Annotated in this window: 23 protein-coding genes; 10 read left to right on the top strand and 13 right to left on the bottom strand. The window is 67.4% G+C overall.

Features of this window, described 5'->3' with window-relative positions:
• Nucleotides 1-2: 2 nt before the first annotated feature.
• Nucleotides 3-545, bottom strand: a complete 543-nt coding sequence (locus tag AC1DN0_RS13850; RefSeq protein ID WP_045236038.1) for a flavin reductase family protein — start codon at nt 543-545, stop codon at nt 3-5.
• A gap of 168 nt (nt 546-713) precedes the next feature.
• Between AC1DN0_RS13850 and AC1DN0_RS13845 the strand changes: the two genes are divergently transcribed.
• The 4 genes from AC1DN0_RS13845 to AC1DN0_RS13830 all read left to right on the top strand — a co-directional run bounded on the left by AC1DN0_RS13845 (nt 714) and on the right by AC1DN0_RS13830 (nt 5,492).
• On the top strand, nt 714-1,802 hold the full coding sequence (locus AC1DN0_RS13845) for a 2,5-dihydroxypyridine 5,6-dioxygenase NicX family protein (protein WP_477111658.1): 1,089 nt from the start codon (nt 714-716) through the stop codon (nt 1,800-1,802).
• Between the two features lie 2 nt (nt 1,803-1,804).
• A complete protein-coding gene (locus AC1DN0_RS13840) occupies nt 1,805-2,626 on the top strand; it encodes an alpha/beta fold hydrolase (RefSeq protein ID WP_441624799.1) in 822 nt (273 codons plus the stop codon).
• 83 nt (nt 2,627-2,709) lie between these two features.
• Nucleotides 2,710-3,954, top strand: a complete 1,245-nt coding sequence (locus AC1DN0_RS13835; protein ID WP_477111657.1) for an acyl-CoA dehydrogenase family protein — start codon at nt 2,710-2,712, stop codon at nt 3,952-3,954.
• On the top strand, nt 3,951-5,492 hold the full coding sequence (locus AC1DN0_RS13830) for a class I adenylate-forming enzyme family protein (protein WP_441624796.1): 1,542 nt from the start codon (nt 3,951-3,953) through the stop codon (nt 5,490-5,492). Before AC1DN0_RS13835 ends, AC1DN0_RS13830 begins: the two co-directional genes overlap by 4 nt.
• Nucleotides 5,493-5,516: 24 nt before the next feature.
• Here AC1DN0_RS13830 and AC1DN0_RS13825 read toward each other — a convergent pair whose 3' ends face one another.
• Nucleotides 5,517-6,407, bottom strand: a complete 891-nt coding sequence (locus tag AC1DN0_RS13825; RefSeq protein WP_441624794.1) for a LysR family transcriptional regulator — start codon at nt 6,405-6,407, stop codon at nt 5,517-5,519.
• Nucleotides 6,408-6,599: 192 nt separating this feature from the next.
• Between AC1DN0_RS13825 and AC1DN0_RS13820 the strand changes: the two genes are divergently transcribed.
• Nucleotides 6,600-7,547 (top strand): cyclase family protein, encoded by a 948-nt coding sequence (locus AC1DN0_RS13820; protein WP_441625006.1) that lies wholly within the window; start codon nt 6,600-6,602, stop codon nt 7,545-7,547.
• A gap of 107 nt (nt 7,548-7,654) precedes the next feature.
• Nucleotides 7,655-8,197, top strand: coding sequence for a peptide-methionine (S)-S-oxide reductase MsrA (gene msrA, locus AC1DN0_RS13815; RefSeq protein ID WP_045236043.1), 543 nt, complete (start codon nt 7,655-7,657; stop codon nt 8,195-8,197).
• Nucleotides 8,198-8,212: 15 nt separating this feature from the next.
• On the opposite strand, the gene AC1DN0_RS13810 is transcribed toward msrA, so the two are convergent.
• The 5 genes from AC1DN0_RS13810 to AC1DN0_RS13790 form a co-directional block, all read right to left on the bottom strand.
• A complete protein-coding gene (locus tag AC1DN0_RS13810) occupies nt 8,213-9,295 on the bottom strand; it encodes a DUF72 domain-containing protein (RefSeq protein WP_477111656.1) in 1,083 nt (360 codons plus the stop codon).
• A gap of 6 nt (nt 9,296-9,301) precedes the next feature.
• On the bottom strand, nt 9,302-10,534 hold the full coding sequence (locus AC1DN0_RS13805; RefSeq protein WP_441624792.1) for a class I SAM-dependent methyltransferase: 1,233 nt from the start codon (nt 10,532-10,534) through the stop codon (nt 9,302-9,304).
• A gap of 162 nt (nt 10,535-10,696) precedes the next feature.
• Nucleotides 10,697-11,335: a pyridoxamine 5'-phosphate oxidase gene (pdxH, locus tag AC1DN0_RS13800; protein ID WP_441624790.1), complete on the bottom strand. Its 639-nt coding sequence runs from the start codon at nt 11,333-11,335 to the stop codon at nt 10,697-10,699.
• Between the two features lie 136 nt (nt 11,336-11,471).
• Complete coding sequence (locus tag AC1DN0_RS13795) at nt 11,472-12,665, bottom strand: MFS transporter (RefSeq protein ID WP_477145787.1); 1,194 nt, start codon at nt 12,663-12,665, stop codon at nt 11,472-11,474.
• Nucleotides 12,666-12,948: 283 nt separating this feature from the next.
• The gene (locus AC1DN0_RS13790) at nt 12,949-15,231 is read right to left on the bottom strand and encodes an AsmA family protein (protein WP_477111655.1); all 2,283 of its coding nucleotides are present in this window, start codon (nt 15,229-15,231) and stop codon (nt 12,949-12,951) included.
• A 188-nt stretch (nt 15,232-15,419) separates the two neighbouring features.
• Here AC1DN0_RS13790 and tcdA point away from each other — a divergent pair, with 188 nt between their 5' ends.
• Nucleotides 15,420-16,307 (top strand): tRNA cyclic N6-threonylcarbamoyladenosine(37) synthase TcdA, encoded by an 888-nt coding sequence (tcdA, locus tag AC1DN0_RS13785; RefSeq protein ID WP_477111654.1) that lies wholly within the window; start codon nt 15,420-15,422, stop codon nt 16,305-16,307.
• A 9-nt stretch (nt 16,308-16,316) separates the two neighbouring features.
• Here tcdA and AC1DN0_RS13780 read toward each other — a convergent pair whose 3' ends face one another.
• Nucleotides 16,317-16,895, bottom strand: a complete 579-nt coding sequence (locus AC1DN0_RS13780) for a P-loop nucleotide/nucleoside kinase family protein (protein WP_477111653.1) — start codon at nt 16,893-16,895, stop codon at nt 16,317-16,319.
• A gap of 156 nt (nt 16,896-17,051) precedes the next feature.
• Between AC1DN0_RS13780 and AC1DN0_RS13775 the strand changes: the two genes are divergently transcribed.
• Complete coding sequence (locus AC1DN0_RS13775) at nt 17,052-17,492, top strand: bacteriohemerythrin (RefSeq protein ID WP_441624780.1); 441 nt, start codon at nt 17,052-17,054, stop codon at nt 17,490-17,492.
• On the opposite strand, the gene AC1DN0_RS13770 is transcribed toward AC1DN0_RS13775, so the two are convergent.
• Nucleotides 17,489-17,878, bottom strand: coding sequence for a cupin domain-containing protein (locus tag AC1DN0_RS13770; RefSeq protein ID WP_045236051.1), 390 nt, complete (start codon nt 17,876-17,878; stop codon nt 17,489-17,491). The two genes, AC1DN0_RS13775 and AC1DN0_RS13770, sit on opposite strands and share 4 nt — an antisense overlap.
• 81 nt (nt 17,879-17,959) lie before the next feature.
• Complete coding sequence (gene trxA / locus AC1DN0_RS13765; RefSeq protein ID WP_477111652.1) at nt 17,960-18,805, bottom strand: thioredoxin; 846 nt, start codon at nt 18,803-18,805, stop codon at nt 17,960-17,962.
• Between the two features lie 247 nt (nt 18,806-19,052).
• On the opposite strand from trxA, the gene AC1DN0_RS13760 reads away from it, so the two are divergent.
• Entirely contained in the window at nt 19,053-20,771 is a 1,719-nt protein-coding gene (locus AC1DN0_RS13760; protein WP_477111651.1) for a long-chain fatty acid--CoA ligase, read from the top strand.
• Nucleotides 20,772-20,833: 62 nt separating this feature from the next.
• On the opposite strand, the gene AC1DN0_RS13755 is transcribed toward AC1DN0_RS13760, so the two are convergent.
• Nucleotides 20,834-21,634, bottom strand: coding sequence for an ankyrin repeat domain-containing protein (locus tag AC1DN0_RS13755; protein ID WP_477102308.1), 801 nt, complete (start codon nt 21,632-21,634; stop codon nt 20,834-20,836).
• Nucleotides 21,635-21,650: 16 nt separating this feature from the next.
• On the bottom strand, nt 21,651-22,355 hold the full coding sequence (locus tag AC1DN0_RS13750) for a gamma-glutamylcyclotransferase (protein ID WP_441624772.1): 705 nt from the start codon (nt 22,353-22,355) through the stop codon (nt 21,651-21,653).
• 208 nt (nt 22,356-22,563) lie between these two features.
• Here AC1DN0_RS13750 and AC1DN0_RS13745 point away from each other — a divergent pair, with 208 nt between their 5' ends.
• On the top strand, nt 22,564-22,884 hold the full coding sequence (locus tag AC1DN0_RS13745) for a hypothetical protein (protein WP_035864014.1): 321 nt from the start codon (nt 22,564-22,566) through the stop codon (nt 22,882-22,884).
• Nucleotides 22,885-22,992: 108 nt separating this feature from the next.
• On the opposite strand, the gene AC1DN0_RS13740 is transcribed toward AC1DN0_RS13745, so the two are convergent.
• Nucleotides 22,993-23,258: FKBP-type peptidyl-prolyl cis-trans isomerase (locus tag AC1DN0_RS13740; protein WP_477145786.1), on the bottom strand; the 266-nt coding region annotated here is incomplete at its 5' end.

The following is a 23,258-nucleotide window of genomic DNA, read 5'->3' as shown; positions in this document are numbered from 1 at the left end:
TTTCAGTCCGTCAGCGGGCGGGTGGTGGCAAAGCGGCCGTCGTGGAACACCAGCGGGTTGCCCGCGTTGTCGTGCACGCCGCAACGTTCCACCTCGCCCACGAAGATGACGTGGTCGCCCTCGTCGTAGCGGCTGCGGTTGTGGCATTCGAACCAGGCCAGCGCATTGGCCAGGATCGGCAGGCCGGTCTCGGAGAGGCGGTAGTCGACACCGGCGAAGCGGTCGCCCTTGAGCGTGGCGAAGCGCTGGCACAGATCGAGTTGCGATGCCGACAGCACATTGATTATGTAGTGCGAACCGTCGCGGAACATCGGCAGGCTGTTGGCGCGCGTGGCCATGCTCCACAGTACCAGCGGCGGATCGAGCGAGACCGAGTTGAACGAACTGGCGGTGATGCCCACGAACGGCGCACCCGGCGGCGAGCCAGGGCCCGCGCGGGTGGTGATGACCGTCACGCCGGTGGCGAACTGGGACAGCGCGCGCCGGAAGTGCAGCGTATCGAAATCGGGAGAGGCGGCCTTGCCGGAGGCCTCAGGCATGCCCATCGTGCGGGCTCCACTGGGATCCATGAAATTTCATATATTATTTGCGCCAGCGACAAGAATCACAAGCACAAGCTAATGCGCCCGGCGGCGGCATCGGTGGGCAGACCCACCAAGACTGCCGCCGGGACCATGCCAAGACCACGGCAGGATCGCACCAGGAGGAGACAAATGCTCATCGAGCAAATCGAGCACCGCTGGCTGGCGGCTTTTCGGCGCACCCTTGAACTGTGCGCCCTGACCGCCCAGGAAGTGGTTGGGATTGTAACGGAGTCCCAATCCCGACGCGTCAATGTGGAGTTGGCTGAACTGGCCGTGCAATCGCTCGGCGCCACGCCGGTGCGCCTCCGGGTACCGTCCCCGGTGCTTCAGGCGCCAGCGCCGGTGCGTTCCACCGGGGCCAGCGATGCCCTGCAGCAGCTGGCACCCGTGGTAGCCGCCTTGCAGCGCTGCCACCTGGTGATCGATTGCACCGTGGAGGGCCTGCTCCATGCGCCCGAACTGCCCCTGATCCTGAAAGGCGCCGACGGCATCATGCCGCGCCTGTTGATGGTCAGCAACGAACACCCCGAAATCCTGGAGCGCTGCCTGCCCGATCCCGCGCTGGAGGGCAGCGTGCGCGCCGCGATGAAGCGGCTGCGCGGCGCGCGCGAGATGCGCGTGCACTCGGCGGCAGGCACCGAGTTGCGCGTCGGCCTGGCAAGCGCGCGCGTGGGCGGTGTCTGGGGCTACTGCAACAAGCCGGGCCAGGTCGCGCACTGGCCGGGCGGCCTTTGCCTGGCATTCCCCGCCGGCGGGCAGGTCAACGGCACCCTGGTGCTGGCGTCAGGCGACGTCAACCTGACCTTCAAGACCTACCTGCGCGACACCATCGTCTGCCATATCGAGGATGACTACATGGTCGGCATCGAAGGGCAGGGCATGGACGCCGACATGATGCGCGGCTACTACGCAGCCTGGGCTGACCGCGAAGGCACGCGCGATGCCTATGCGGTCTCGCATGTGGGCTGGGGCCTGAACCCGCAGGCCCGCTGGGATGCCATGACCTTCTATGACAAGCGCGACTGCAACGGGACAGAGTTGCGCGCCTTCGCCGGCAACTTCCTCTATTCCACCGGCGCCAACGAGGTGGCCGGCCGCCATACGCTGGGCCACTTCGACCTGCCGCTGCGCAACTGCACGATCACGCTCGACGGCGCGGGCGAGGTCGACGAGGGCCGGCTTGCCGGTCCAAGCCCATCCACCAAGGCGGATGCCTGAGCATGAACGCAAACACGAATCTCCAGATTCTCCCCAATGGCGTTGCCGTGGTCGCACAGGGCACAGGGCCGGTAGCCGTCTTGATGCTGCATGGCATCGGCGGCGGCAAGGCAGCGTGGCCGGCACAACTCGATGCGCTGTCGCAGGCGGGTTATCGCGCGGTAGCGTGGGACATGCCAGGCTATGGCGATAGCGCCCTGATCGCGCCTTACGATTTTGCCGGGCTGGCGCAAGCCTTGCAGCCGGTACTCCAGGCCGAGCGCGATGCCGGCAGGCGCGTCGTGCTGCTGGGCCACAGCATGGGCGGCATGGTGGCGCAGGAAGCTTACGCAGCCATGCCCGGCCTGATCGACGGCATGGTGCTGTCCGGTACCTCGCCCGCGTTCGGCAAGGCCGACGGGCAGTGGCAGCGCGATTTCGTTGCAGCGCGCACGGCACCGCTCGATGCCGGCAAGACGATGGCGCAGATGGCGGCCGGACTGGTGCGCGCCATGGTCGCGCCGGATGCCGATGCGCAAGCGGTGGCGTTCGCGGCCAGCGTGATGGCAGCGGTGCCGCCAGACACCTATCGCGCCGCGCTGCAGGCGCTGGTGCGTTTCGACCGGCGCGAAATGCTCGCGCGCATCGGCGTGCCGGTGCTGGCGCTGGCGGGCGAGCACGATGCCAATGCGGCACCGGCCGTGATGGAGCGCATGGCGCAGAAGATCGCCGGCGCCGAGTACCTTTGCCTGCCGGGCGTGGGGCACCTGGCCTGCATGGAGCGGCCGGTGGATTTCAATGCCGCCGTGCTGGGCTTCCTCGGCCGGCATTTCCCCGCGCGCTGAATACGGCGCCGCCAGTCAGCGAGCACAGAAAAATACCAACGAGGCATCGCCGCGTGCAAGCGGCGCCCCGGGAGACAACAGACATGCCACTGGACTTCATCCCTGCCGTCGGCAGCGCCGATTTCACCGAAACGCAGGCGCGCCTGCTGACACTGGCCAACCGGCTGGGCCGCGAACGCTTTGCCCCGCGCGCGGCGCAGTGGGACCGCGAGGCCAGCTTCCCCTTTGCCAACTACGACGACCTGCGCGAAGCCGGGCTGCTGGCCTTGTGCGTGCCGCGCGAGTTCGGCGGCGAGGGCGCGGACTTTGCCACCTATTGCATGGTGGGCGCGGAGATCGGCCGCTTCTGCGGCGCCACCGCGCTGACCTACAACATGCATATCTGCTCCACCATGTGGACCGGCATGTTGGCCGACGGCATCGCCATGACGCCTGAGCAGCGTGCCGAACACGAGGCGCGGCGGGAACTGCATTTCGCCCGCGTGGTCAGGGACGGCGCGATCTATGCCCAGCCCTTCTCCGAAGGCTCGGCGGCTGCCGCCGGGCGCGCGCCGTTCGGCACCAGCGCGCGCAAGGTGGAAGGCGGCTGGGTGCTCAACGGCCGCAAGATCTTCGCCTCGCTGTCGGGCGCGGCCGACTACTACGGCATCCTCTGCACGGAGGAGTGCGCGGACCATTCGCCCGATATGCGCGACACGCTCTATATCGCGGTGCCGGGCAATGCCGAAGGCCTTACCGTGACCGGCGAGTGGGACCCGATGGGCATGCGCGGCACGGTGTCGCGCACGCTGCTGCTCAAGGATGTGTTCGTCGCCGACCAGGAGCAGCTGATGCCGCGCGGCGTCTACTACAAGGCTGCGCAGTCCTGGCCGGCGATGTTCTTCACGCTCTCGCCCACCTATCTCGGCGTGGCGCAGGCCGCCTACGATTTCACCGTGCAGTACCTGCGCGGCGAAGTGCCGGGCCAGCCGCCGGTGAAGCGCCGCATGTATCCCACCAAGCAGATCGCGGTGGCGCAGATGCGTATCCAGCTAGAGAGCATGCGCTCGATCTTCTGGCGCGTGATTCACGAAGCCTGCGCCAGTCCGTCCAAGGATGCGCGCATGCGCCTGTACGCCGCCCACTACACGGTGATGGAAGGCGCCAACGATATCGCCCGGCTGGCGATCCGCACCTGCGGCGGCCAGTCCATGCTTAAGGACCTGCCGCTGGAGCGCCTCTATCGCGATTCGCGCTGCGGCGCGCTGATGCTGCCCTGGACCGCGGAGTTGATCATGGACCGCATGGGCCGCGAGGCGCTCTACGAAGCGGGTGAGCGCGACGAATGAGCGAGCGTGCCGACCGGCTCTTCGCCGGCACCCCGGATCCGGGCGCCTTGCTGCGCGCGCTGCATGCGCACGTGAGCGTCGCACCGCAGCGTCCGGCGCTGCATAGCCAGGGCCGCACCATCAGCTATGGCAGGCTGTGGCGGCGCGTGGAGCGCGCATGCGCCCACCTGGCCGGCACCTGGGGCGTGCGGCCGGGCGATCGTGTGGCCACGCTGTGCCTGAACCACGATCTGCAACTCGCGCTGCTGTTCGCGTGCGCCAGGCTCGGGGCCATCTTCGTGCCGCTGAATTTTCGCCTGGCAGTGCCGGAGTTGAGCGCTATCGCCGCGCATGCGGGCATTCGCATGCTGTTTCACGACGCTCCGCACGCGCAGACCGCGGCGGAGGTGGCGGCAGCTGCCATGCACGCGCCCATCGACAGCCTGATCGACCGGCCGGCAGCGCTGGACACGCGGCTGCCGCAGCCATCGCAGCCGCCCGGGCAGGCACCACTGCTGCTGGTCTACACCTCCGGCTCCACGGGCCAGCCCAAGGGCGCGCTGCATACGCAGGCTGGCCTGCTGGCCAACGCCCGCGCGAGCTGGTGGGCGCACGGCATGACGCAGGACGACCATATCTTGTCGGCGCTGCCGCTGTTCCATGTTGGCGGCCTTTGCATCCAGACCTTGCCGGCGCTGCTGGCCGGGGCGCAGGTGACGCTGCACCAGCGCTTCGCGCCGGATGCCTGGCTCGCTGCACTGGCGCAGACGCGAGCCACGTTGGCGCTGATGGTGCCGGCCACGCTGCGCGCGGTGCTCGAGCATCCCGGCTGGCCGCGGGCGGATCTATCCTCGCTGCGCGGCGTGATGGCGGGCTCTTCGCCCATTCCCCGCGCGTACATCGATGCCTTTCACGCGCGCGGCGTTCCGCTGGGGCAGGTCTACGGCGCTACTGAAACGGGACCGGTATCGGTCGTCCTGCGCCTGGACCAGGCCATGGCGCGGCCGGGCTACGCAGGCTGGCCGCAGCCGGAGGTGCGGGTGCGGCTGGCCGGCGCGGATGGCACCGAGGTGGCCGATGGCGAAGTCGGCGAACTCTGGCTGGCCGGCGCCAACCTGATGCAGGGCTACTGGCGGCAGCCGGACCATCCGGACTTCCATGACGGCTGGTTCCACTCCGGCGATCTAGCCCATCGAAATGCCGACGGCTGTATCGAAGTGGTCGGGCGCAGCAAGGACATGATCATCTCCGGCGGCGAGAACATCTATCCGGCCGAGATCGAGAATGTGCTGCTGGGCCTGCCCGGCGTGCAGGACTGCGCGGTGGTTGGCCTGCCCGATCCGCGCTGGGGCGAAGTGCCGGTCGCGGTCGTGGTGCCGGCCGCGGGGGCGGACCGCGCCGCGCTGGCGCAAGAGGCGCTGCGCGAAACGCTGGCCTTGTCCATTGCGCGCTTCAAGCTGCCGCGGCGGGTGGTGCTGCTCGACAGCCTGCCCAAGAGCGCGCTAGGCAAGGTACTCAAGCCGCAATTGCGGGCCATGCTGGCCATGCCGTCTGGCTGACGCGCGCCAGGCCGCGCGCGCCTGCTATTGACCCCGCAAGGCCTCCGCCAGGAAGTCCATGAATATGCCGACCTTGCGTTGCAGATGGCGATGGCTCGCATAAAGCGCGTAGATGCTGCGTCCGGCCAGCGCATGCTCAGGCAGCACCCTGATCAGCTCGCCGCGCGCCAGCAACGGCAGCGCGATGAACGAAGGCAGCGCGCCGATGCCCATCCCGGCCAGCAGCATGTCGCTGAGCAGCAGGCTGTTGTTCGCCGAGAAGCGGGCCGGTACTTCGATGCTGGTGGTTCCCAGCGGCCCCTCCAGGTGCCAGCTGCCCGGATAGTCGGCCAACTGGTAGGCAAGGCAATCGTGGCCGCGCAGGTCCTCGACGCTGCGCGGCGTGCCGCGGGCTGCCAGGTAGCCGGGTGCGGCGCAGATGAACTGCTCGACCTCGCCCAGCCGCCTTGCGATCAGGGACGAGTCCGTCAACGCGGAGCGGATGCGCAGCGACACGTCGAAACCCTCCGACACCACGTCCAGCAGCCGGTCGTCCAGGGTCAGCTCGACCTGCAGCTGCGGGTAGCGCGTCATGAATGCCACCAGGATTGGCGAAAGCACCTTGAGGCCGAATGAGAGCGGCGCATTCACGCGCAGGCGGCCGCTGATCTCCTCCTTGCCCGCCGCCGTGGCCCGCTCCAGCGCATCCAGCTCGTCGAGCAGGCGGCAGCATTCGGCAAAGTAGGCGCGGCCGGTTTCCGACAGGCTCATGCGCCGCGTGGTGCGCAGGATCAGCAGCGCGCCCAGGCGCGCCTCCAGTTGACGCACCTGCTTGCTGACCGCCGCGGTTGATTGCCCGAGATCGGCGGCGGCCTGGCTGAAGCTGTCGCGCTCCACGACCCGGCGGAAGGTGCGCATGGCCGCAAGCAAATCCATATATTTTCCCTTGGGTTGAATATGTTTGTCTGAATGCGCAGATTATCTACCGAAGAATGCCTAATAGGATGGCGACATGGCTTCCACGTGGCCGTGGAAAGCGCCAACCTTTCAGGAGTTCCCATGTCGCAATCCATCCCGTCCCATCCCGCCCGCGCCGCCGGGCGCCGGTTCGCCAGGTTTTCCCTGTCGATGTTGTTAGCCGTGCTGAGCGGTGCCGCCGCCGCGGCGCCTCAGGTAGGCGTCAGCCCCTGGGGCCCCAAGGATGAGATAGGCCGGCTCAACCTGATCACCCCGGCCTCGCACGCGGCCATCATGGCGCGCGTCTCGGGCGCGCAGGCCTACGATCTGGCGGTCGACTACTTCATCGGCATGCCGAGCTGGCAGGCGGCCGGCGACCCGCCGTACCAGATGTGGATGACCCATACCCCGCACGGCAACCTGGTGGCCGACTCCATGCAGGTGGGCGAGGCGATGAACCGGCATGTCAGCTACAGCGGGTCGGCAGTTTCCATGTACGCGCACATGGGCACGCATATCGACGCGCTCAATCACTTCGGCCTGAACGGCAAGATCTGGAACGGCTATTCCGCCGCCGAGCACCTGGGCGATCGCGGCTGGAAAGTCACCGGCGCGGAGAAGCTGCCGCCGATCGTCGCCCGCGGCGTGCTGATCGACGTAGCCGCGGCCAAGGGACTGGATATGCTGCCCGACAACTACCGGGTGACCCGGCAGGACCTGCGCGACGCGCTGGCCATGCAAGGCACAGGGCTGCAGAAAGGCGACGTGGTGCTGATCCGCACGGGGCGCATGCAACATTATGAAAATGCCCAGGCGTACATGGCCAACCCGCCGGGCCTTGGCCTGGATGCGGCCAGGTTTCTCGTGGAAGAGGGCGGCGCCATGGTGGTCGGCGCCGATAACCTGAGCTTCGAGACCTTCCCGGCGGAAGTGCCCGACAACTACATCCCGGTGCACACCTATCTGCTGGCGCAGCAGGGCGCACCGATTATCGAACTGGTGAACCTGGAGGCGTTGTCGCGCGACCGCGTCTACCAGTTCGCCTTTATCGGCGCATCGCTGAAGTTCCGCGGCGCCGATGCCGCGCCCATCCGGCCGGTCGCCTTGCCCATCAAATAGCGTCGGCAAGACTCCGGCGCGGTCACCCGGTCCGGCGAGCCATACTTCGGCGGCAGGCCTGGAGCCGAACGAGTATGCTAGCTATTGTCACGAGCCGGAGAATCAAGATGGACAACGAGCGGGAAATTGCCACCCTGGGGGGCGGTTGCTTCTGGTGCCTGGAGGCGGTGTACCAGCAAGTCAAGGGCGTGCGCGCCGTGGAGTCGGGTTACACCGGCGGGCACGTGAACCATCCGACCTACGAGCAGGTTTGCGACGGCGACACGGGACACGCCGAAGTGGTGCGCGTGAGCTTCGACCCTTCGGTGATCAAGTATCGCGAGATCCTTGAGATCTTCTTTGCCATCCACGATCCCACCACGCTGAACCGGCAGGGCAACGACGTGGGCACGCAGTACCGCTCGGCCATCTTCACCCACACCGAGCCGCAACGTGCCATGGCTGAGTACGTGATGCGCGAGGTGACCGCGCAGAAGCTCTACGACGCGCCGCTGGTGACGCAGATCGAGCCCGCGCAGCCGTACTGGCGCGCCGAGGAAAGTCACCAGAACTACTACCAGAATCACCCGAACCAGGGCTATTGCTCCTTCGTGATCTCGCCCAAGCTGGCCAAGTTCCGGCAAAAGTTCGCCCACCTCCTGAATCGCTGAGGTGCTGGCCGGCGGCTAGCTGCCGGCCAGCCGTTCGGCAATCGCTTCGGCCAGGCGCAGGCAGGTCAGCGGCGCGGAGCCTTCGGCCTTGTTGCTGACGATCACGTAGGCGGGCTGGCCCGCCCGCAGCGTGCGTACCACCTGCTCCGCGATCACCGCGCGGGTATGCGGGTCTTCGTCGATCAGCCGGTCGAACGGCGCGTAGCGGGATTCGGCCTGCTCATAGGCAAAGCCGGCATGCAGCATCCAGCGCAACACCAGGGGACCGGGCTCACCTTCGTCCATCAGCGCCTGCGCCGGCAATTGCCGTTCCGCGGGCGGCATGCGCTCGCGCGCCGACAGGCAAAAACGTACGCCGCGTGCGCGCAGCAACTTGATAAAGCGGGGCGTGAGCAGGCTGGCGTCGCGCAGTTCCACCGCGTAGCAGGCGTGCGGCGTGGCGCCGGGGTCGAGTGGCGGCAGGGCGCCGAGGAAGGCGTCGAGCCGCGACAGGAAGCCGGCACTGTCCGCGGCCATCGCGCCCAGCGGCGAGAGCTGGAACAGCAAAGGCCCGCATTTGGTGTCGAGGCCCGCGGTGGCGGGCGCCACGAAATCCCGCGCGGCGATCGAGGCATCCAGGAAGCTGGCATTGGCGAGCCGGCCCGCACCCTCGGACGTGCGCAGCCACGGATCGCAGACGCTCGCCGGAGCCTTGACCAGGAAGCGGAAATGTGCCGGCACCTGGGCCGCGTAGGCCACGTGGTCGGCCAGCGGAATCGGTGCATAGAAGCCGCGATCGATGCCGGCGGCCCGCAGCAAGGGATGCTGGGAGTAGGCGGCCAGCCCCTTGCGCGAGAGCAGGCTGTCGCTGTATTCGCCCTGGTAGACCAGCCCGTTCCAGCCCCCATAGGACCATGACGACGTGCCGAGATGCAGGCCGGCCGGCAGGCGCTCCGCCAGCGCCAGCAGGGCAGGGTCCGGCTGCGGCGCCTGCACGATCTTGCCGCGCGCGGGTTTGGTGGCAGGCGTTGCCGGGTTCGCCCTGGCACTGGTTGCGGTAGTGCCGTGAGCGGGCGGCGCCGCTGGCTCCGGCAGGCCGCCGAACAGGTCTTCAGTCAAGTAGCTTCAGTCAAGCGATTTGTCGTAGATATAGCGACGCGACCAGGGCAAGCTCTGCGACGGCAGGCCGGCCTTGTGGCAAACCACCTGGTAGATCGACATCTTCTCGGTGTCGAAGGCATGCCCGCATCCTGCCAGGTAGATGCGCCAGATGCGGTACTTCTTTTCGCCCACCATGGCGCGGATGGTATCACCCTGGGCTTCGAAGTTATCCGCCCAGTGGCGCAGCGTGCGCGTGTAGTGGCCGCGAATCAGTTCGACATCGGTGGCCTCCAGGCCCCCGCGCTGCAGCGTGTTGAGCACCATGCCGATGTGCGGCAGCTCGCCCTGCGGGAAGACGTAGCGATCCATGAACTCGGAGCCGTCCATGGGCGTGGCGCCGCTGTCGGGATCGGGCGACGTGATGCCATGGTTCATGGCGTAGCCGTCGTCGGCCAGCAGATCGCGCATGCGGCTGAAGTAAGCGGTCAGGTTGTTCTTGCCCACATGCTCGAACATGCCGACGCTGGTGATGCGGTCAAAGGTGCCGGCGGTATCGCGGTAATCCTGCAGGCGGATCTCGATGCGGTCCGACAGCCCTGCCTGCCTGACGCGTTCGGTGGCCAGGTCGAACTGGTTCTGCGACAGCGTGATGCCCACGCAGCGCGCGCCGAACTTATCCGCCGCGCGCATCACCAGCGCGCCCCAGCCGCAGCCGATGTCGAGCAGCGTCTGGCCTGGCTGCAGCCGGATCTTGGTCAGGATGTGGTCGATCTTCTTGCGCTGCGCGGTGGCGAGATCTTCGTTGCCATGCTCGAAATAGGCGCAGGAATAGACCATGCCCGGATCGAGCCAGAGCCGGTAGAACTCATTGGAAACGTCGTAGTGGTACTGGATGGAGGCTTTATCGGCTGCCTTGGTGTGCGCGAAGTGCCGTGCCACCCGCGCCAGCGCGCCGCCGGCCTGTGCGCTGGCGGCCGCCGAGAAACGGTACGCCACGGCGATGATGTCGCTCAGCTTGCCGTCGAGATCGATTTTCTCCTGCACATAGGCTTCGCCGAGATTATCCAGGCTGGGCGTCAGCAGCAGGGGTAGCGCGCCCGCCTCGCGTACCGTGAGCGTCACCGCCGGCTGCTCGAAGCGGCCGAGCGGATACTCGTTGCCGTTCCACAGGCGCAGCCTGACAGGGAGATTGGCCCGATCGCGCAGATCGGCGATCCAGTGGTCCAGTTGCTTGTCCAGTGCTTGCTTGAAAAACATGCGGCCTCCCTCCTGACAGGTTGCGGCACACTCCTCGAACTCACAGCAGCGGGCAGGCGGGGCCTGCTCGTGGCGGCCGCCGCCTCCCGGTGGCGACCTTTATCCACTTTACGACAAATCTTAATATTGTGCAGTGCGCGGCCTTGGCGGCCGGCACCGCGTTCAGGGCGACAGGCGCACGATCTGCCAGGCACCATCCGCCTGCAGCCGGTAGGCGATCCGGTCGTGCAGGCGCGAAGGCCGCCCCTGCCAGAACTCGATCCGGGTCGGCACCACGCGATAGCCACCCCAGTGCGCCGGGCGCGGCGGGTTATCGCCGAACTTGGCGCGGAAATCCGCTTCGCGCTGCTCCAGTATCGTGCGGTCCGCTACCTCGCGGCTTTGCTCCGAGGCCCACGCGCCGAGGCGCGAGCCAAGTGGCCGTGTTGCGTAATAGGCATCGCTCTCGGTTTCGGTAACTTTTTCAACGCGACCTTCCACGCGTACCTGGCGCTCCAGTTGCACCCAGTGGAACAGCAGCGCCGCGCGTGGGTTGGCGGCAATGTCCAGGCCTTTGCGGCTTTCGTAGTTGGTGAAGAAGGTGAAGCCCATTGCGTCCATGCCCTTGAGAAGCACGATGCGTGCCGAGGGCTGGCCGTCGGCGTCGACGGTGGCCAGCGTCATGGCATTGGGCTCGGGGAGTTTGGCGTGGATGGCTTCATCGAACCAGCGCTGGAACTGGCTGATGGGATCGGACGCCACATCGGATTCGGACAGCGATCCGAGTACGTAGGTGCGGCGGAGGTCGGCGAGTTGGGTCATGTCGGATCAGGTATCGAGTCAGCAGGCCGCGCGCGGGCAGGCGCCCTGCGCGTGCGGCCTGTCTGCTTTGAGTATAGCGAAAGCGAAGCAAGCCGCATTTGCGCGCGCGCAAGTCGCCGGCGAGGCCGCTTGCGCTTCAGGCCGGCGGCGGAGGCAGCTTGCGGGCCTGGCCGCGCGAGTAGTAGCCCGCCACACCCATCGCGCCGGCCGTCGACAGGAAGATCGGCAACATGCCAAGCGCCGTGCCGACCACGCCGAACGTCAGCGGCCACACTACCTGGCTGGTATTGAGCACGGCCGAGCGCAGGCCCAGCGCCTCGCCGGCGCGCCCGGTGGGCGAGGCCGTATGCAGGATGTTCATGACGTTGGGCTGGGCGCTGCCCAGCGCCAGCCCGAGCAGGAAGGCCAGGCAGCACATCAGCCAGAACGCGGTGACGAAGGGATAGATCAGGTAGGCCACCGCGCCGACCAGCAATGCAACGCGAATCACCTTCCATTCGGACAGCCGGCGCGACACCAGCGGCATCGCCACGCGGATGGCAAAGGTGGCAATGGCAAAGGCGCCCAGCACCCAGCCGATCGACGAGGGCGAGAGGCCGACCCGGGTGCCCTGGATGGGAATCAGGAAGGCGTGCAGGTCCCAGGCCGCGGACAGGACCGCGCTGGCGATAAAGACCGCGCGCAGTTCCGGATGCGCGAGCAGGCTCAGCGTGGAGTTGCGCGTGCCGTCCACGATCGCGCCGCGCGCGGCCCGCCCGCCCTGTGCCGGCAGCCGTCCGCGCACCAGGTGCAAGCCAAGCACGCCGATTGCCGCTACCGCCACCAGCACGAAGAAAGCCGGGCGGTAGCCTGCGTGTTCGATCACGTAGCCCATCACGACCGGGCCCAGCGTGCCGGAGAACGACAAGCCCAGCGCGTGCAGCGTGTAATTGCGCAGCCGAGTGGCATCGGTGGAAATCTGCCCGATCAGCAACTGCATGGCAACCTGCACCAGCATGAAGCCAACGCCGATCAGCGCGCAGGAGAGATAGAGCGCGGCAATGTCCGGCCACACCGCCGGCAGCAGCGTGCCCGCAGCCACCATCAGCGAGCCCGCCGTCATCGGCTTGCGCGGGCCGATCTCGTCGATGCGTTTGCCGGCGTGGATGGCGAGCAGCATCGGCAGCAGCGCATACAGCGACATCAGGATGCCGAGCGTGACGGTCGAGGCTTTGAGCGAGAGGGCGAACAGCGACACCACCACGCGGCTKGCATTGAAGGCCACGTGGTTGCACACCGTTAGCGCGATCAGGCAACTGATCGGCGGGACGGTGGCGTGTAGCGGCGTCATGCTGGGGCGGGGGCTGGAAGGAAATCGGAAAAAACAAGTGCGGCCGAAACCGCACCCAAGAAGGACTCCAACGCCGGAATCAATCCGCCGCCGGACATCCGCTTCGTGCCATGTATTGAAGACTTTGTTGTAAATGGCTGTTTAATTATGCGAGCGGCGTGGGCGATATACAACGACAGACTGTGCTTATGCACCAAAGTGTTGCGAAATTGCGTCGCGGAATATGCTCGTCAGTGGGCGCGTGTCGCCGACAGGCAACGCCGGGCCGGCAGCCCGGCACGGCTTAGCCGCCCTGGTACAGGGAAGTCTCTGGCGTAGCGCGCTGAGGTGGGCTGGGGCGCGCCGCACCCGCTGGCCGGGCGGGCGCGGCCCGTGCGTCGGGCGAGGGCGGGGGCCCGGCGCTCTGGCCGGTCTTGCCTGTGCTGCCTGTGCCCGGCTCCTGATAGGCCTGGCCGGGCGGCGGCGCGGTGGGGCGCTTGCGGATTTCCGCCAGCAGCCTGCCGCATTGGCTGCTCTCGTCGGCGGTGGAAAGGTCGATCAGCGGCAGGATGGCGGCGCCAACCGGCGCCACCAGCGCCAGCGCCACCACGCCGCCGGCGCGCAAGGCAAGCACGCCGATGTCCGGGCTGACCGATGGCTTCTTCAGCGTGCCGCCCACGTAGAGCGGCGAACGCAGCGAAAAAATGCGCAGGCCCTTGGACTCGGGCCGGACGGTGAGCGCAAGCCGCTCGCTGGCGAGGTCGACGGCGCCGCTGGTCTCGATCACCGCGTCCTGGGTGTCGAGGACGAAGGTGCGCGCGCGGGCCACCCCCTTGGTGAAAGTGAAATCGCTGACGCCGCAGTTGATCTGCACCGGCTTGTCGCCGAACAGCTGGCGGATCACCACGCTGCCCACGTTCAGGCCCATTGCCTCCAGCAGGAACTTGCTGACGGTGCCGTTCTCCACCAGCAGCTTGGCTTCGCCATTGGACGTGCCCAGCAGCGTGGCCACCGAGTTGCCGGTGGCGCTCAGTCTGGCGCTGCCGTTGAGCTCGCCGATGCTGGCGCGCATTGTCTCGAACTTCGGGAACAGTTGCTTGAGCTGGAGATGGCGCGCCTTCATGTCGATGGTGGCGGCCAGCGGCTCGCGCTTGCCGTCGAGTTGCAGCGACGACGTCAGGTTGCCGCCCGCCACGCCGAAATTCAGCGGGTCGAGCGTGAGCACGCCATCGTCGAGCTTGAGATGGGTGACGAGGTCGGTGATCGGCAGGTCGGTGGTGCGGATGATGCGGTTGCCCGTGAACTTCACGTCGGCGTCGATGCTGTCCCAGCGCTCCGTGCGGAATGGCGCTACCGGCAGGGCCTTGTCAGCCGGCTGGCGCACCGTGCTGTCCGAGGCAGCCTGCCCGGGCTTGGCGTCGGCGCCGATCAGCGGAGCCAGGTCTTCGAAGCGCAACTGGTTCGATTCCAGCTCGCCGGATAGCAGGGCGCGCGGCTGGCGCTGGGTGTACGTGAGCGAGCCGTTCAGGTCGCTGCCGCCGACGCGGCCGGTGAACTTGTCGTAGCGGTATTCCGATGCGCCCTTGCGCAGTGTGGCAACGAGCCGGCCGCGGGTTTCGTAGGGCGGGGTGCTCGGCAGCACGATGCCGGTCAGCGGGTAGAGCTTGGCCATATTGTCGCCCGACAGTTGCAGGTGCATGTCCAGCGCACCGAGGTGGGCAGGGTTGGTCAGCGTGCCCTCCACCACCGCGCGCGTATTGCCGACCCGGACATCGGCCTGCAGGGGAAAGGGCACGTTGGCGTCGCGCAGGCTCAGTACGGCACCGGCCTTGCCGCTGGCGTTGATGGTGGTCTCGTTGTAGCGGCCCGTGGCCTTCCAGCGGATGCCGTAGCGCGGACCGCCGGCGCTGCTTGCACTGCCGGCGTGGCCGGATGCGCCGATGGCACTGGCGGCCCCCGTGCCGGCCGCGCCGGACGCCGGCGGCGCGATCAGCGCGCCGTCGCGGGTCTTCTCATAGAGGGCCGCGTCGCCGATGGTGTCCAGGCGCGCCTGCAGTTCGATCTTCATCGCCTTGTCGGTCAGGGCGAGATCGCCGCGCGCCAGCGCCACTTCGCCGATATCCAGCCGCCACTGCGAAGGCGTTTTGCTTGCGGGGGTGGCGAAGGTCCAGTTGTTGCGCTGGTCCGCCAGCCGCTCCAGCCAGACTACGGGACTGTCTACGACGATGGTGGGAATCGCGATCTGATGGGAGAGCAGCGGCACCGGGCGCAGCACGAAGATCAGTTCGCGCACGGTGGCGAAGTTGGGCTCGCGGGCCCACTCCGGATTGCCAATGGTGATATCGCGCGCGGAAAGGCGCGGCCAGGGCACCCAGGTATGCCAGCCGGTTTCGCCCTCGGCGCCGCGCCAGGTCAGGGTAAGGTCGCCGTTGACGGCGAAAGGCCGGCCGATGGCCTCCGAGACCTTCTGGTTAAGCCATGGCTTGAGGCGGTTCCAGTCGAAGGTCAGAATCACCACGACGAGCGCAGCGATGAGCACCAGCGGTGTCAGTACACTCCAGAGAATGGCCTTGCGGCGCACGGGCATGGGGTCGGTTTCCTGATTGGCGCGGGCAGCCGCGCGCTGTCTGCGAGACAATGCGGCGGTCGAACCACGGCTGTGGGTATTGTATAGTTGCGCGCCCCGTTCTCCTGTCGGCGCTTGGCTGACAAGGTGCCTCAATGCGCGCTTTTCCCCCCAGTCTCTCTTCAAAACCAGCAAGCTTCGAGCAAGAAATGAGCAACCTCGTCCCGGAAACCTCCGTCCCGCCGGAACTGGCGCAACTGCCGCCGGCCCTTACCCACGAGAGCCCGGAGGACGACGACTACCACCGCCGTTTCGGCGGCGTGGCGCGCCTGTATGGCGCGGAGGGCCTGGCGCGGCTGGAGGCGGCGAACGTCTGCGTGGTCGGCATCGGCGGGGTGGGCAGCTGGGCGGCCGAGGCGCTGGCGCGCAACGCGGTCGGCCGCGTCACGCTGATCGATCTCGACCATATCGCGCTATCCAATACCAACCGCCAGATCCACGCGCTGGGCGATGCCTATGGGCGCGCCAAGGTGCAGGCCATGGCCGAGCGCATGGTGCAGATCAACCCGCGCTGCCAGGTCATGCAGGTTGACGATTTCGTTACCCCGGACAATGTCGTGGAACTGCTTGGCGGGTACGACTACATCATCGACGCGATCGACTCGGTCAAGGTCAAGATTGCCATGCTGGGCTGGGCGCGCCGCGAGGGCCGGCGCATCATTACCTGCGGCGGTGCCGGCGGCCAGCTCGACCCGACCCGTATCCGCGTCGTCGATTTCTCACGCACCGTCCAGGACCCGCTGCTGGCCAAGGTGCGTTCCAGCCTGCGCAAGGACTGGGGCTGGCCGCGCAATCCCAAGAGAAAGTTCGGCATCGACGCGGTCTACTCGGACGAGCCCTTGCGCTATCCCGAGCCCGAACAGCAGTCCTGCGAGATCGACGAGGCCCCGGAAGGCGCGCCGGCCGCGCCAACCGCGCCGCCAGCCGGCCCGCAGGGACTGGCCTGCTCCGGCTTTGGCTCCTCGGTGGCGGTGACCGCGGTGTTCGGGATGGTGGCGGCTTCGAGTGTGCTGGCCGCCCTCACGGCGCCCGACTGAGGTCTCGCGTCACGCCGCAAGGCGCGCCAGCAGGGCGGCCAGTTCGGCCTCGCCCGGCGCGGTGTTGTCGAAGTAGGCCAGTTCGGGGTACTGCTCCGGTGCGGGCATGAAGCGCCGCGTGCGGTAGTCGTCCCAGTGCGCCAGCTTGTAGGCGTCGTTGGGGTTGCCGCGCCGCACGATGCGGGCGCGGGCCTCGTCTTCCGGCAGGTGCACCCACAGCGTGCGTACCCTGGTGCCGGCGGGCACGCGCAGCCAGTCGGTGTCGTGCAGCAGATGGTCGCGCACCTCGCGCGATAGCGGACCCACGACGATCACACTGATGCCCAGCGCGAGATTCTCGCGCGCGGTATCGAGCAGGCCGTGGTATTCGGCATTGCGCAGGTGCTTGAGGTAGGTGGGGCTGTCGCGGTCGTTCGGGTCGCCGGTCAAGGCGCCCATCGCCGCGGCGCTGTAGGCGCCATAAAGCGTGTCCTTGTCGAGCAGGCAGAAGGGCTCGCCGGTGGCCTGCATCAGCGGGCCGATCAGGCGGTGGGCCAGTGTGGTCTTGCCGGTGCCGGCATGGCCGCAGAAGAAGAGCAGTCGGGGCATGGGAAGCCAGGGCGCAGCCTGGTGAGAGGAAAGAGCCAGCCGTCAGCATAACCCGCGGGCGCGGGCTGCCCCCGCCGCGCAGCGATTTGTCCTGGATCAGCCCCGCCCTGCGTGGATTCGGTATCCTTGCGGTTTGCGCGCTTTTGTCCTCTCGATATGACCGATTCCTCCTCCCCAAGCACCGCCACCCTGGCCTCCGACCTGCTGCTGGGCGAGCCGGTGACCGACGCCACCCACGCCGAATTCGTGCAACTGCTGGATGCCGCCACGCGCGCGGACGATGCCCGTTTCCTGGCGGCGCTGGACGAGTGGATCGATCACACCCGCCATCATTTCGGACAGGAGGAAGCGTGGATGGAGGCGATGGCCTTCGGCCCGCAGCATTGCCATCGCGGCGAGCACCAGCAGGTGCTGGCGGTGGCTGGCGCGGTACGCGAGAAAGTGGCGCAGGGAGACCTGGCGCTCGGCCGGCGCCTGCTGTCGGAACTACCGGGCTGGTTCGACCAGCATGTGAAGGGCATGGACGCGATGATGGTCAGCCACATGCGCGAGAACGGCTTCACGCTGATCGAGGCACCGTCCGGGCAGGTGGCCTAGTCTGCCTTGGCAGCCGCGCGGTCCAGCACGACAAAGTGCTTGCGCACCGCTTCGAGCACCTCGAACAGGCCGGTGAAGCCTGCCGGGATCACGCAGGCGTCGCCGGGGCCGAATTCGCGGGCATTGCCGGCGTCGTCGCTGATGCGCAGGCGTCCGCTGATGACATGGAAGAATTCCTCTTTGCCCGCCGGGAAGGCAATGCGCCAGGCGCCTGGCTCGCAAGCCCAGATACCGCAGTCGAAATCCCCCTGGCTGGCGCTGTAGTGCGTCCAGGTGGTGCGGTCCGGGTTGCCGGCGACCAGCCGGTCGGGGCGCGGCCGGTCGTGGCTGGGCAGCGGTTCGGGGGCGGTCTGGAAATCGGTCAGGCGGGGCGGGGAAGCAGTCACGGCGAGAACAGGATCAAGGCGAACAGGGGCGGCAGGGCCAAGTAAGGCGGCGGGCCCGGCCCGCCGCACGCACCCGGCAGTTTAATTGAGCGCCGAGGCCAGCAGCCGGCGCCAGCGCGCAACCGCTTCGGGCTGGTCGCTCATCAGCGTGAATACCGACAGCATTGCCGTGCGCCCGATATCGTCCTCGAAGGTGCGGTCCGTCCGCACGATGGCCAGCAGCTGTTCCAGCGCTTTCTCGTATTGCCGATGTGCGATCAGCGCGCGGGCCAGGTCCAGCCGCGCCCGCAGGTCGCCGGGCGCGGCGGCGACGCGGGCCTCCAGCGTGGCTGCGTCGGGCAGGTCGGAGACGCCGCGCATGGCCTCGATCCGGGTGCGCAATGCCGCGTAACCGTCCTCCTGGGCCGCGCCCGGCGACAGCATGCCGAACTCCGCCTGGGCCTGGTCCAGGGTGTCCTCGTCAAGCAGGAAGCCGATGTACTCGAGGCGAGCCGCGTCAAAGCCGGGATCGAATGCCAGCGCCGCCTGGAAGGCTGACCTGGCGGCGTCGCGGTCGCCCACGGCGGCATGGTCGAGCGCCGCGCGCAGGGCCACCTGGCCCGGATCGGGCATCACGCGGGCAATAAACTCACGCAGGCCGGACTCGGGCAGCACGCCGGTGAACTGGTCGGCCGCCTTGCCGTCGGCAAATGCCACCACGTGTGGAATGCTGCGCACGCCGAAATGTGCCGCCAGTTCCTGGTTTTCATCCACGTTCACCTTGGCCAGCCGCCATTTGCCGGCGGCTTCCCCTTCGAGCTTTTCCAGCATCGGCCCGAGGGTGCGGCAAGGACCGCACCAGGGCGCCCAGAAATCCACCAGCACCGGGATGTGGCGCGACGTCTCGATCACGTCCGTCTCGAAATTCTGCAGGGTTACGTCACTCATGGCTTAGTCTCGAAAGTGGCACACCCGCGGCGGGGCCGCGAGGGAAAACGCGCAATGACGCGCCTTGCGCGCCGACCTCCCGCATTTTGGGGCGGGACCCGCCGATTGCAACCGTGGCCCATCGAAGCAACGATGGGCAAGGGTAAGCGATGGATTGAAAATAGAACGGTCGTTCGGTTATATTCCTTGATTCATTGCTTCACTTGCATTCCAAGACCAGGTCGGACAGACCGCACAGGAGACCCTTATGCAGACCACCCAGCCCGCGCGCCCGCATTTCCAGTTCTGGCCCAAGCGCGCGCCCACCGAGATCGTGCTGCCGGAGACCTCGCTCTGGTACAACCTGGTGGTCTCCGCGCAGCGCTACCCCGACAAGGCAGCCATCCGGTATTTCGGTAACGCCATCACGTTCCGGGCGCTGGAAGCCCAGGCCAGCGCAGTGGCGGGCTGGCTGCAGCAAAAGTCGGGCGTGAAGAAGGGCGACCGGGTGCTGCTCTACATGCAGAACTGTCCACAATTCATCATTGCCTACTACGCGATCCTGCGCGCTGACGCCGTGGTCGTGCCGGTGAACCCGATGAACCGTACCGAGGAATTCAAGCATTACATCAGCGATGCGCAGGCTACCGTGGCGATCTGCAGCGCGGATCTCGCCGGCGGGGCCGAGCAGGCCAACGCCGAGCTGCCGGCCGGTGAGCGCCTGCAGCATCTGCTGGTCACGCAATACAGCGATGCGCTGCCGGCCAGCTACGAAAACCCGGAAGACGCCCCGGCGGCCTGGCTGACCACCCAGCATCCGCTGCCCGCCGGCGCTACGCCGTGGGCCGAAGCGCTCGCCGCGCAACTGGTGCCCGGACCGCATACCGCCGGCCCGGACGACATGGCGGTGATGCCCTATACCTCGGGCACCACCGGTTTCCCCAAGGGTTGCATCCATACCCACCGGTCCGTCATGCATAACGTGGTCGGGGGTGGCATCTGGAGCGGCAGCGGCGCGGAGTCGACGATCCTGTCGGTGCTGCCGCTGTTCCACGTGACCGGCATGCAGTACGGCATGAACGGCCCGATCTATAGCGGCGCCACCGTGGTCATGCTGCCGCGCTGGGACCGTGAAGTCGCGGGCCGGCTGATCTCGCGCTACCAGGTCACGCACTGGACCAACATCCCGACCATGGTCATCGACTTCCTGGGCAGCCCGAATCTCGACCAGTTCGACCTGTCGAGCCTGCGCTATATCGGCGGCGGCGGCGCGGCGATGCCGCAGGCGGTGGCCGAGCGCCTGAAGCAGCAGTTCGGCCTGAACTACATTGAAGGCTACGGGTTGTCCGAGACCATGGCCCCGACCCACAGCAACCCGGGCGACCGGCCCAAGCTGCAGTGCCTCGGCGTGCCAAGCTTCAATACCGACGCGCGCGTGATCGACCCGGTCACGCTCAAGGAGGTGGCGGTCAATGAGGTCGGCGAGATCATCGTGTGCGGCCCGCAGGTGTTCAAGGGCTACTGGCGCAAGCCGGATGCCACGCGCGATGCCTTTATCGAATTCGAGGGCAAGACCTTCTTCCGCACCGGCGACCTGGGCCGCATGGACGAGGAGGGCTACTACTTCCTCACCGACCGGCTCAAGCGCATGATCAATGCGTCGGGCTTCAAGGTGTGGCCGGCCGAGGTCGAGAACCTGCTGTACAAGCATCCCGATGTGCAGGAGGCCTGCATCATCGGCACGCGCGACGCCTACCGCGGTGAAACGGTGAAGGCGGTGGTGGTGCTAAAGACGCATGCCAGGGGCAAGACCACGCCCGAGGACATCATCGAGTGGGCCAAGGAGAATATGGCGGCCTACAAGTACCCGCGCGTGGTGGAGTTCGTCGACGCGCTGCCCAAGTCGGGCACCGGCAAGGTGATGTGGCGCGCGTTGCAGGAAAGCGAGAATGCTCGCAACGCGGGATCCCAGCCGGCTGCGGCCTGACCCCATGGCGCTACGCCTCGGGCACGCCCCGGGGGCAAACCGGCGCGGCGTGCGCGGGTACATCAGTGCCCGCGCACGCGCACCAGCATCTTCACCATGGTCTTGTAGCTGCGCTCGCGCGCGTGGCGGGTCGGCGAGGTGCCGTCGCGGTCGGGAAGGTTGGCGTCCGCGCCAGCGTCGAGCAGCAACTGCACCGTGTCTTCATAGCGCGCGCTGCCATCGCCCATGACGATGGTTTCCAGCAGGGCGGTCCAGCCCTGGCGGTTGACATGGTCGACCGCGACGCCAGCCTTCAGCAACACCTTCACCACTTCGGTATTGCCATGCTCGCAGGCCACGATCAGGGCGGTGCTGTCGTTGATGTCGGTGCTGGTGAGGTCGGCGCCATGCGTGAGCGCCAGCTGTACCATTTCAAGCTGCCCGGTGGCCGCGGCCAGCAGGAAGGGGCTGTTGGATTCGATGTCCTTGCGGTTGACGTCGGCGCCAGCCGCCACCAGCGCCTTCGCCACTTCGGTGTGCCGGCTATAGACCGCCACCAGCAGGGCGCTGCGGCCGCGTTCGTCGGTGGCCTGGGCCGAAGCGCCGGCCGCCAGCAAGCGCTTGACCAGTTCGAGGTCGCCCAGCGTCGCTGCCGCGATCAGGTTGCGGTCGAGCCCGCCCACGCTATCGTGCGCGGTGGTGGCGGAGCCGGCGCCTTGCGCGTGCGAGCGCGGCGAGGCCTGGGCCGGGCCGCCGCCGGCGGGGCGCGCCGCCAGGCTCGTTCCGCCGGGGCCGGCCAGCAGCGCACCGCCCATTAGCAGGCCGGTCAGTCCCAACACTTCGGCAAGCACCAGTCGGCGGGGGCGGGCGGAAGTGCGCGGCATCCTGGTGGCTCCCGGATCAGGCGGTTTCGCTGACAGCCTGTGCGGCCGTGGCATCCGTATCCTGCAGCCGGCGCCATAACCGGCCAAGGTAGGGATCGTCGACGCCGTTGGTGGCAAGGCCCAGCAGCGTCTGCTGCAGATATTCGCGCGCCGGCCCGTAGAGGCCGCAGGCGTGACGCAGGCGCGCGACCACGCTGTCGTCGGGCAGGCGCCCGGCATAGGCCTCATGCGAGCGGTTCATCACGAAGGCCAGCGCGCGCTGCGGCGGGCAACCGTTCATCTTTATGTTGAGCCAGCGCGGATGATAGGCGCCGGTGAGCATCTCGCGGCGCCACAGCAGGCGGAACTCCTGCTCGATCATGTGATGGGGGATGCGGAAGACGACGCCCTGGCAAGAACCGCCACGGTCCAGGCCGAGCACCAGGCCGGGGTTGTCCCAGGTGCCGCGATTGATGCGCGAATACAGGTAGAAGCCGCGATGGTACCCGTGCACGCTGGCCAGCCGGCGGTCCGTGTGAATCACCATCGGGTTCCAGATCAGCGAGCCGTAGCCGAACACCCAGACATCGCCTGCCAGCCCGGGCGTATCCGGCCGCTGGTCCAGCGTAGCGCGTAGCGAGCGTTCGAAAGCTTCTTCGGGAAGTAGCGAGGAAGCCACCGGCGTGCTGCAAAGTGAATCACGCAGCCGATCCGTTTCGAGATCTTGTCGGGTGATGGCCATGGTGCAAGCATAATCCAAAGCCGCGCGGCAGGCGGCAGGGAAACCACATGGCGTGCAGAAATCTCTGCAAGCTCCGGCTGGTTGTATGCGATAGACAACGGTCATGCCGAGATTCGGCAGGTACCCTTGGCCGGCCAATCTGCCAGGGCGAGGTGGCGGTACCGGCCGCTATGTCTTTACAATGTGGCATCAACCAGGAGATCAGGCTATGGCGCGCACGCTCACGGTAGTTTTCGGTACCGGCAAGGAATTTGGCTTCACGATTGGCGACGCCGAGCTGGCGGCGGTTACCGAGGACGCTGGCTGGCGCTGGTTCGACCGCGAATATGCCGAACTCGATTGCCAGGCTTCCAGCCCGGTGGGCAAGGTGCTGGTGATCGACAAGATCCTGAGCGTGGCCAAGTTCTCCGGCGAGCAGCGTTTCGCCAGCGATGCCGCCTGGGCCCAGGACTATGCGCGCCATGCCGCGCGCCTGCTGGACCGTGACAAGGTGCGGGTCGAYGTGAGCAGCGCGGCGATCAGTTTCTGAACGCACGGGCCGGAATGCAAGAGGGGCGCCCGCGGGCGCCCCTCTTGCTTGTGCCCATCCGCGCGGGATGGGATGCCGGTGAGCGCCGCCGGGGCGGCGCCAAGGCGATCAGACCGCCAGCAGTTCCACTTCGAACAGCAGCGTGGCGTTCGGCGGAATCACGCCGCCCGCGCCGCGCGCGCCGTAGCCCAGATCGGCCGGGATCACCAGGCGGCGCGTGCCGCCCACCTTCATGCCTTGCACGCCTTCATCCCAGCCGCGGATGACGTGGCCGGCGCCCAGCGGGAACACGAACGGGTCGTTGCGGTCCTTGCTCGAGTCGAACTTGCGGCCAGCCTGGCCGTTCTCATAGAGCCAGCCGGTGTAATGCATGC

It is taken from the genome of Cupriavidus sp. 05N39, assembly GCF_056397325.1.
Note: the sequence above shows the minus strand (reverse complement) of the source record. Positions and strands in the feature narration are given on the sequence as shown.

Coding starts and splice junctions, on each gene's coding strand:
- AC1DN0_RS13780 (WP_477111653.1), bottom strand. CDS start 16,895: ATGCCCCGACTGCTCTTCTTCTGCGGCCATGCCGGCACCGGCAAGACC.
- AC1DN0_RS13820 (WP_441625006.1), top strand. CDS start 6,600: ATGTTGTTAGCCGTGCTGAGCGGTGCCGCCGCCGCGGCGCCTCAGGTA.
- msrA (WP_045236043.1), top strand. CDS start 7,655: ATGGACAACGAGCGGGAAATTGCCACCCTGGGGGGCGGTTGCTTCTGG.
- AC1DN0_RS13835 (WP_477111657.1), top strand. CDS start 2,710: ATGCCACTGGACTTCATCCCTGCCGTCGGCAGCGCCGATTTCACCGAA.
- AC1DN0_RS13850 (WP_045236038.1), bottom strand. CDS start 545: ATGGGCATGCCTGAGGCCTCCGGCAAGGCCGCCTCTCCCGATTTCGAT.
- AC1DN0_RS13830 (WP_441624796.1), top strand. CDS start 3,951: ATGAGCGAGCGTGCCGACCGGCTCTTCGCCGGCACCCCGGATCCGGGC.
- AC1DN0_RS13790 (WP_477111655.1), bottom strand. CDS start 15,231: ATGCCCGTGCGCCGCAAGGCCATTCTCTGGAGTGTACTGACACCGCTG.
- AC1DN0_RS13750 (WP_441624772.1), bottom strand. CDS start 22,355: ATGGCCATCACCCGACAAGATCTCGAAACGGATCGGCTGCGTGATTCA.
- AC1DN0_RS13805 (WP_441624792.1), bottom strand. CDS start 10,534: ATGTTTTTCAAGCAAGCACTGGACAAGCAACTGGACCACTGGATCGCC.
- pdxH (WP_441624790.1), bottom strand. CDS start 11,335: ATGACCCAACTCGCCGACCTCCGCCGCACCTACGTACTCGGATCGCTG.
- AC1DN0_RS13845 (WP_477111658.1), top strand. CDS start 714: ATGCTCATCGAGCAAATCGAGCACCGCTGGCTGGCGGCTTTTCGGCGC.
- tcdA (WP_477111654.1), top strand. CDS start 15,420: ATGAGCAACCTCGTCCCGGAAACCTCCGTCCCGCCGGAACTGGCGCAA.
- AC1DN0_RS13840 (WP_441624799.1), top strand. CDS start 1,805: ATGAACGCAAACACGAATCTCCAGATTCTCCCCAATGGCGTTGCCGTG.
- trxA (WP_477111652.1), bottom strand. CDS start 18,805: ATGAGTGACGTAACCCTGCAGAATTTCGAGACGGACGTGATCGAGACG.
- AC1DN0_RS13825 (WP_441624794.1), bottom strand. CDS start 6,407: ATGGATTTGCTTGCGGCCATGCGCACCTTCCGCCGGGTCGTGGAGCGC.
- AC1DN0_RS13775 (WP_441624780.1), top strand. CDS start 17,052: ATGACCGATTCCTCCTCCCCAAGCACCGCCACCCTGGCCTCCGACCTG.
- AC1DN0_RS13755 (WP_477102308.1), bottom strand. CDS start 21,634: ATGCCGCGCACTTCCGCCCGCCCCCGCCGACTGGTGCTTGCCGAAGTG.
- AC1DN0_RS13760 (WP_477111651.1), top strand. CDS start 19,053: ATGCAGACCACCCAGCCCGCGCGCCCGCATTTCCAGTTCTGGCCCAAG.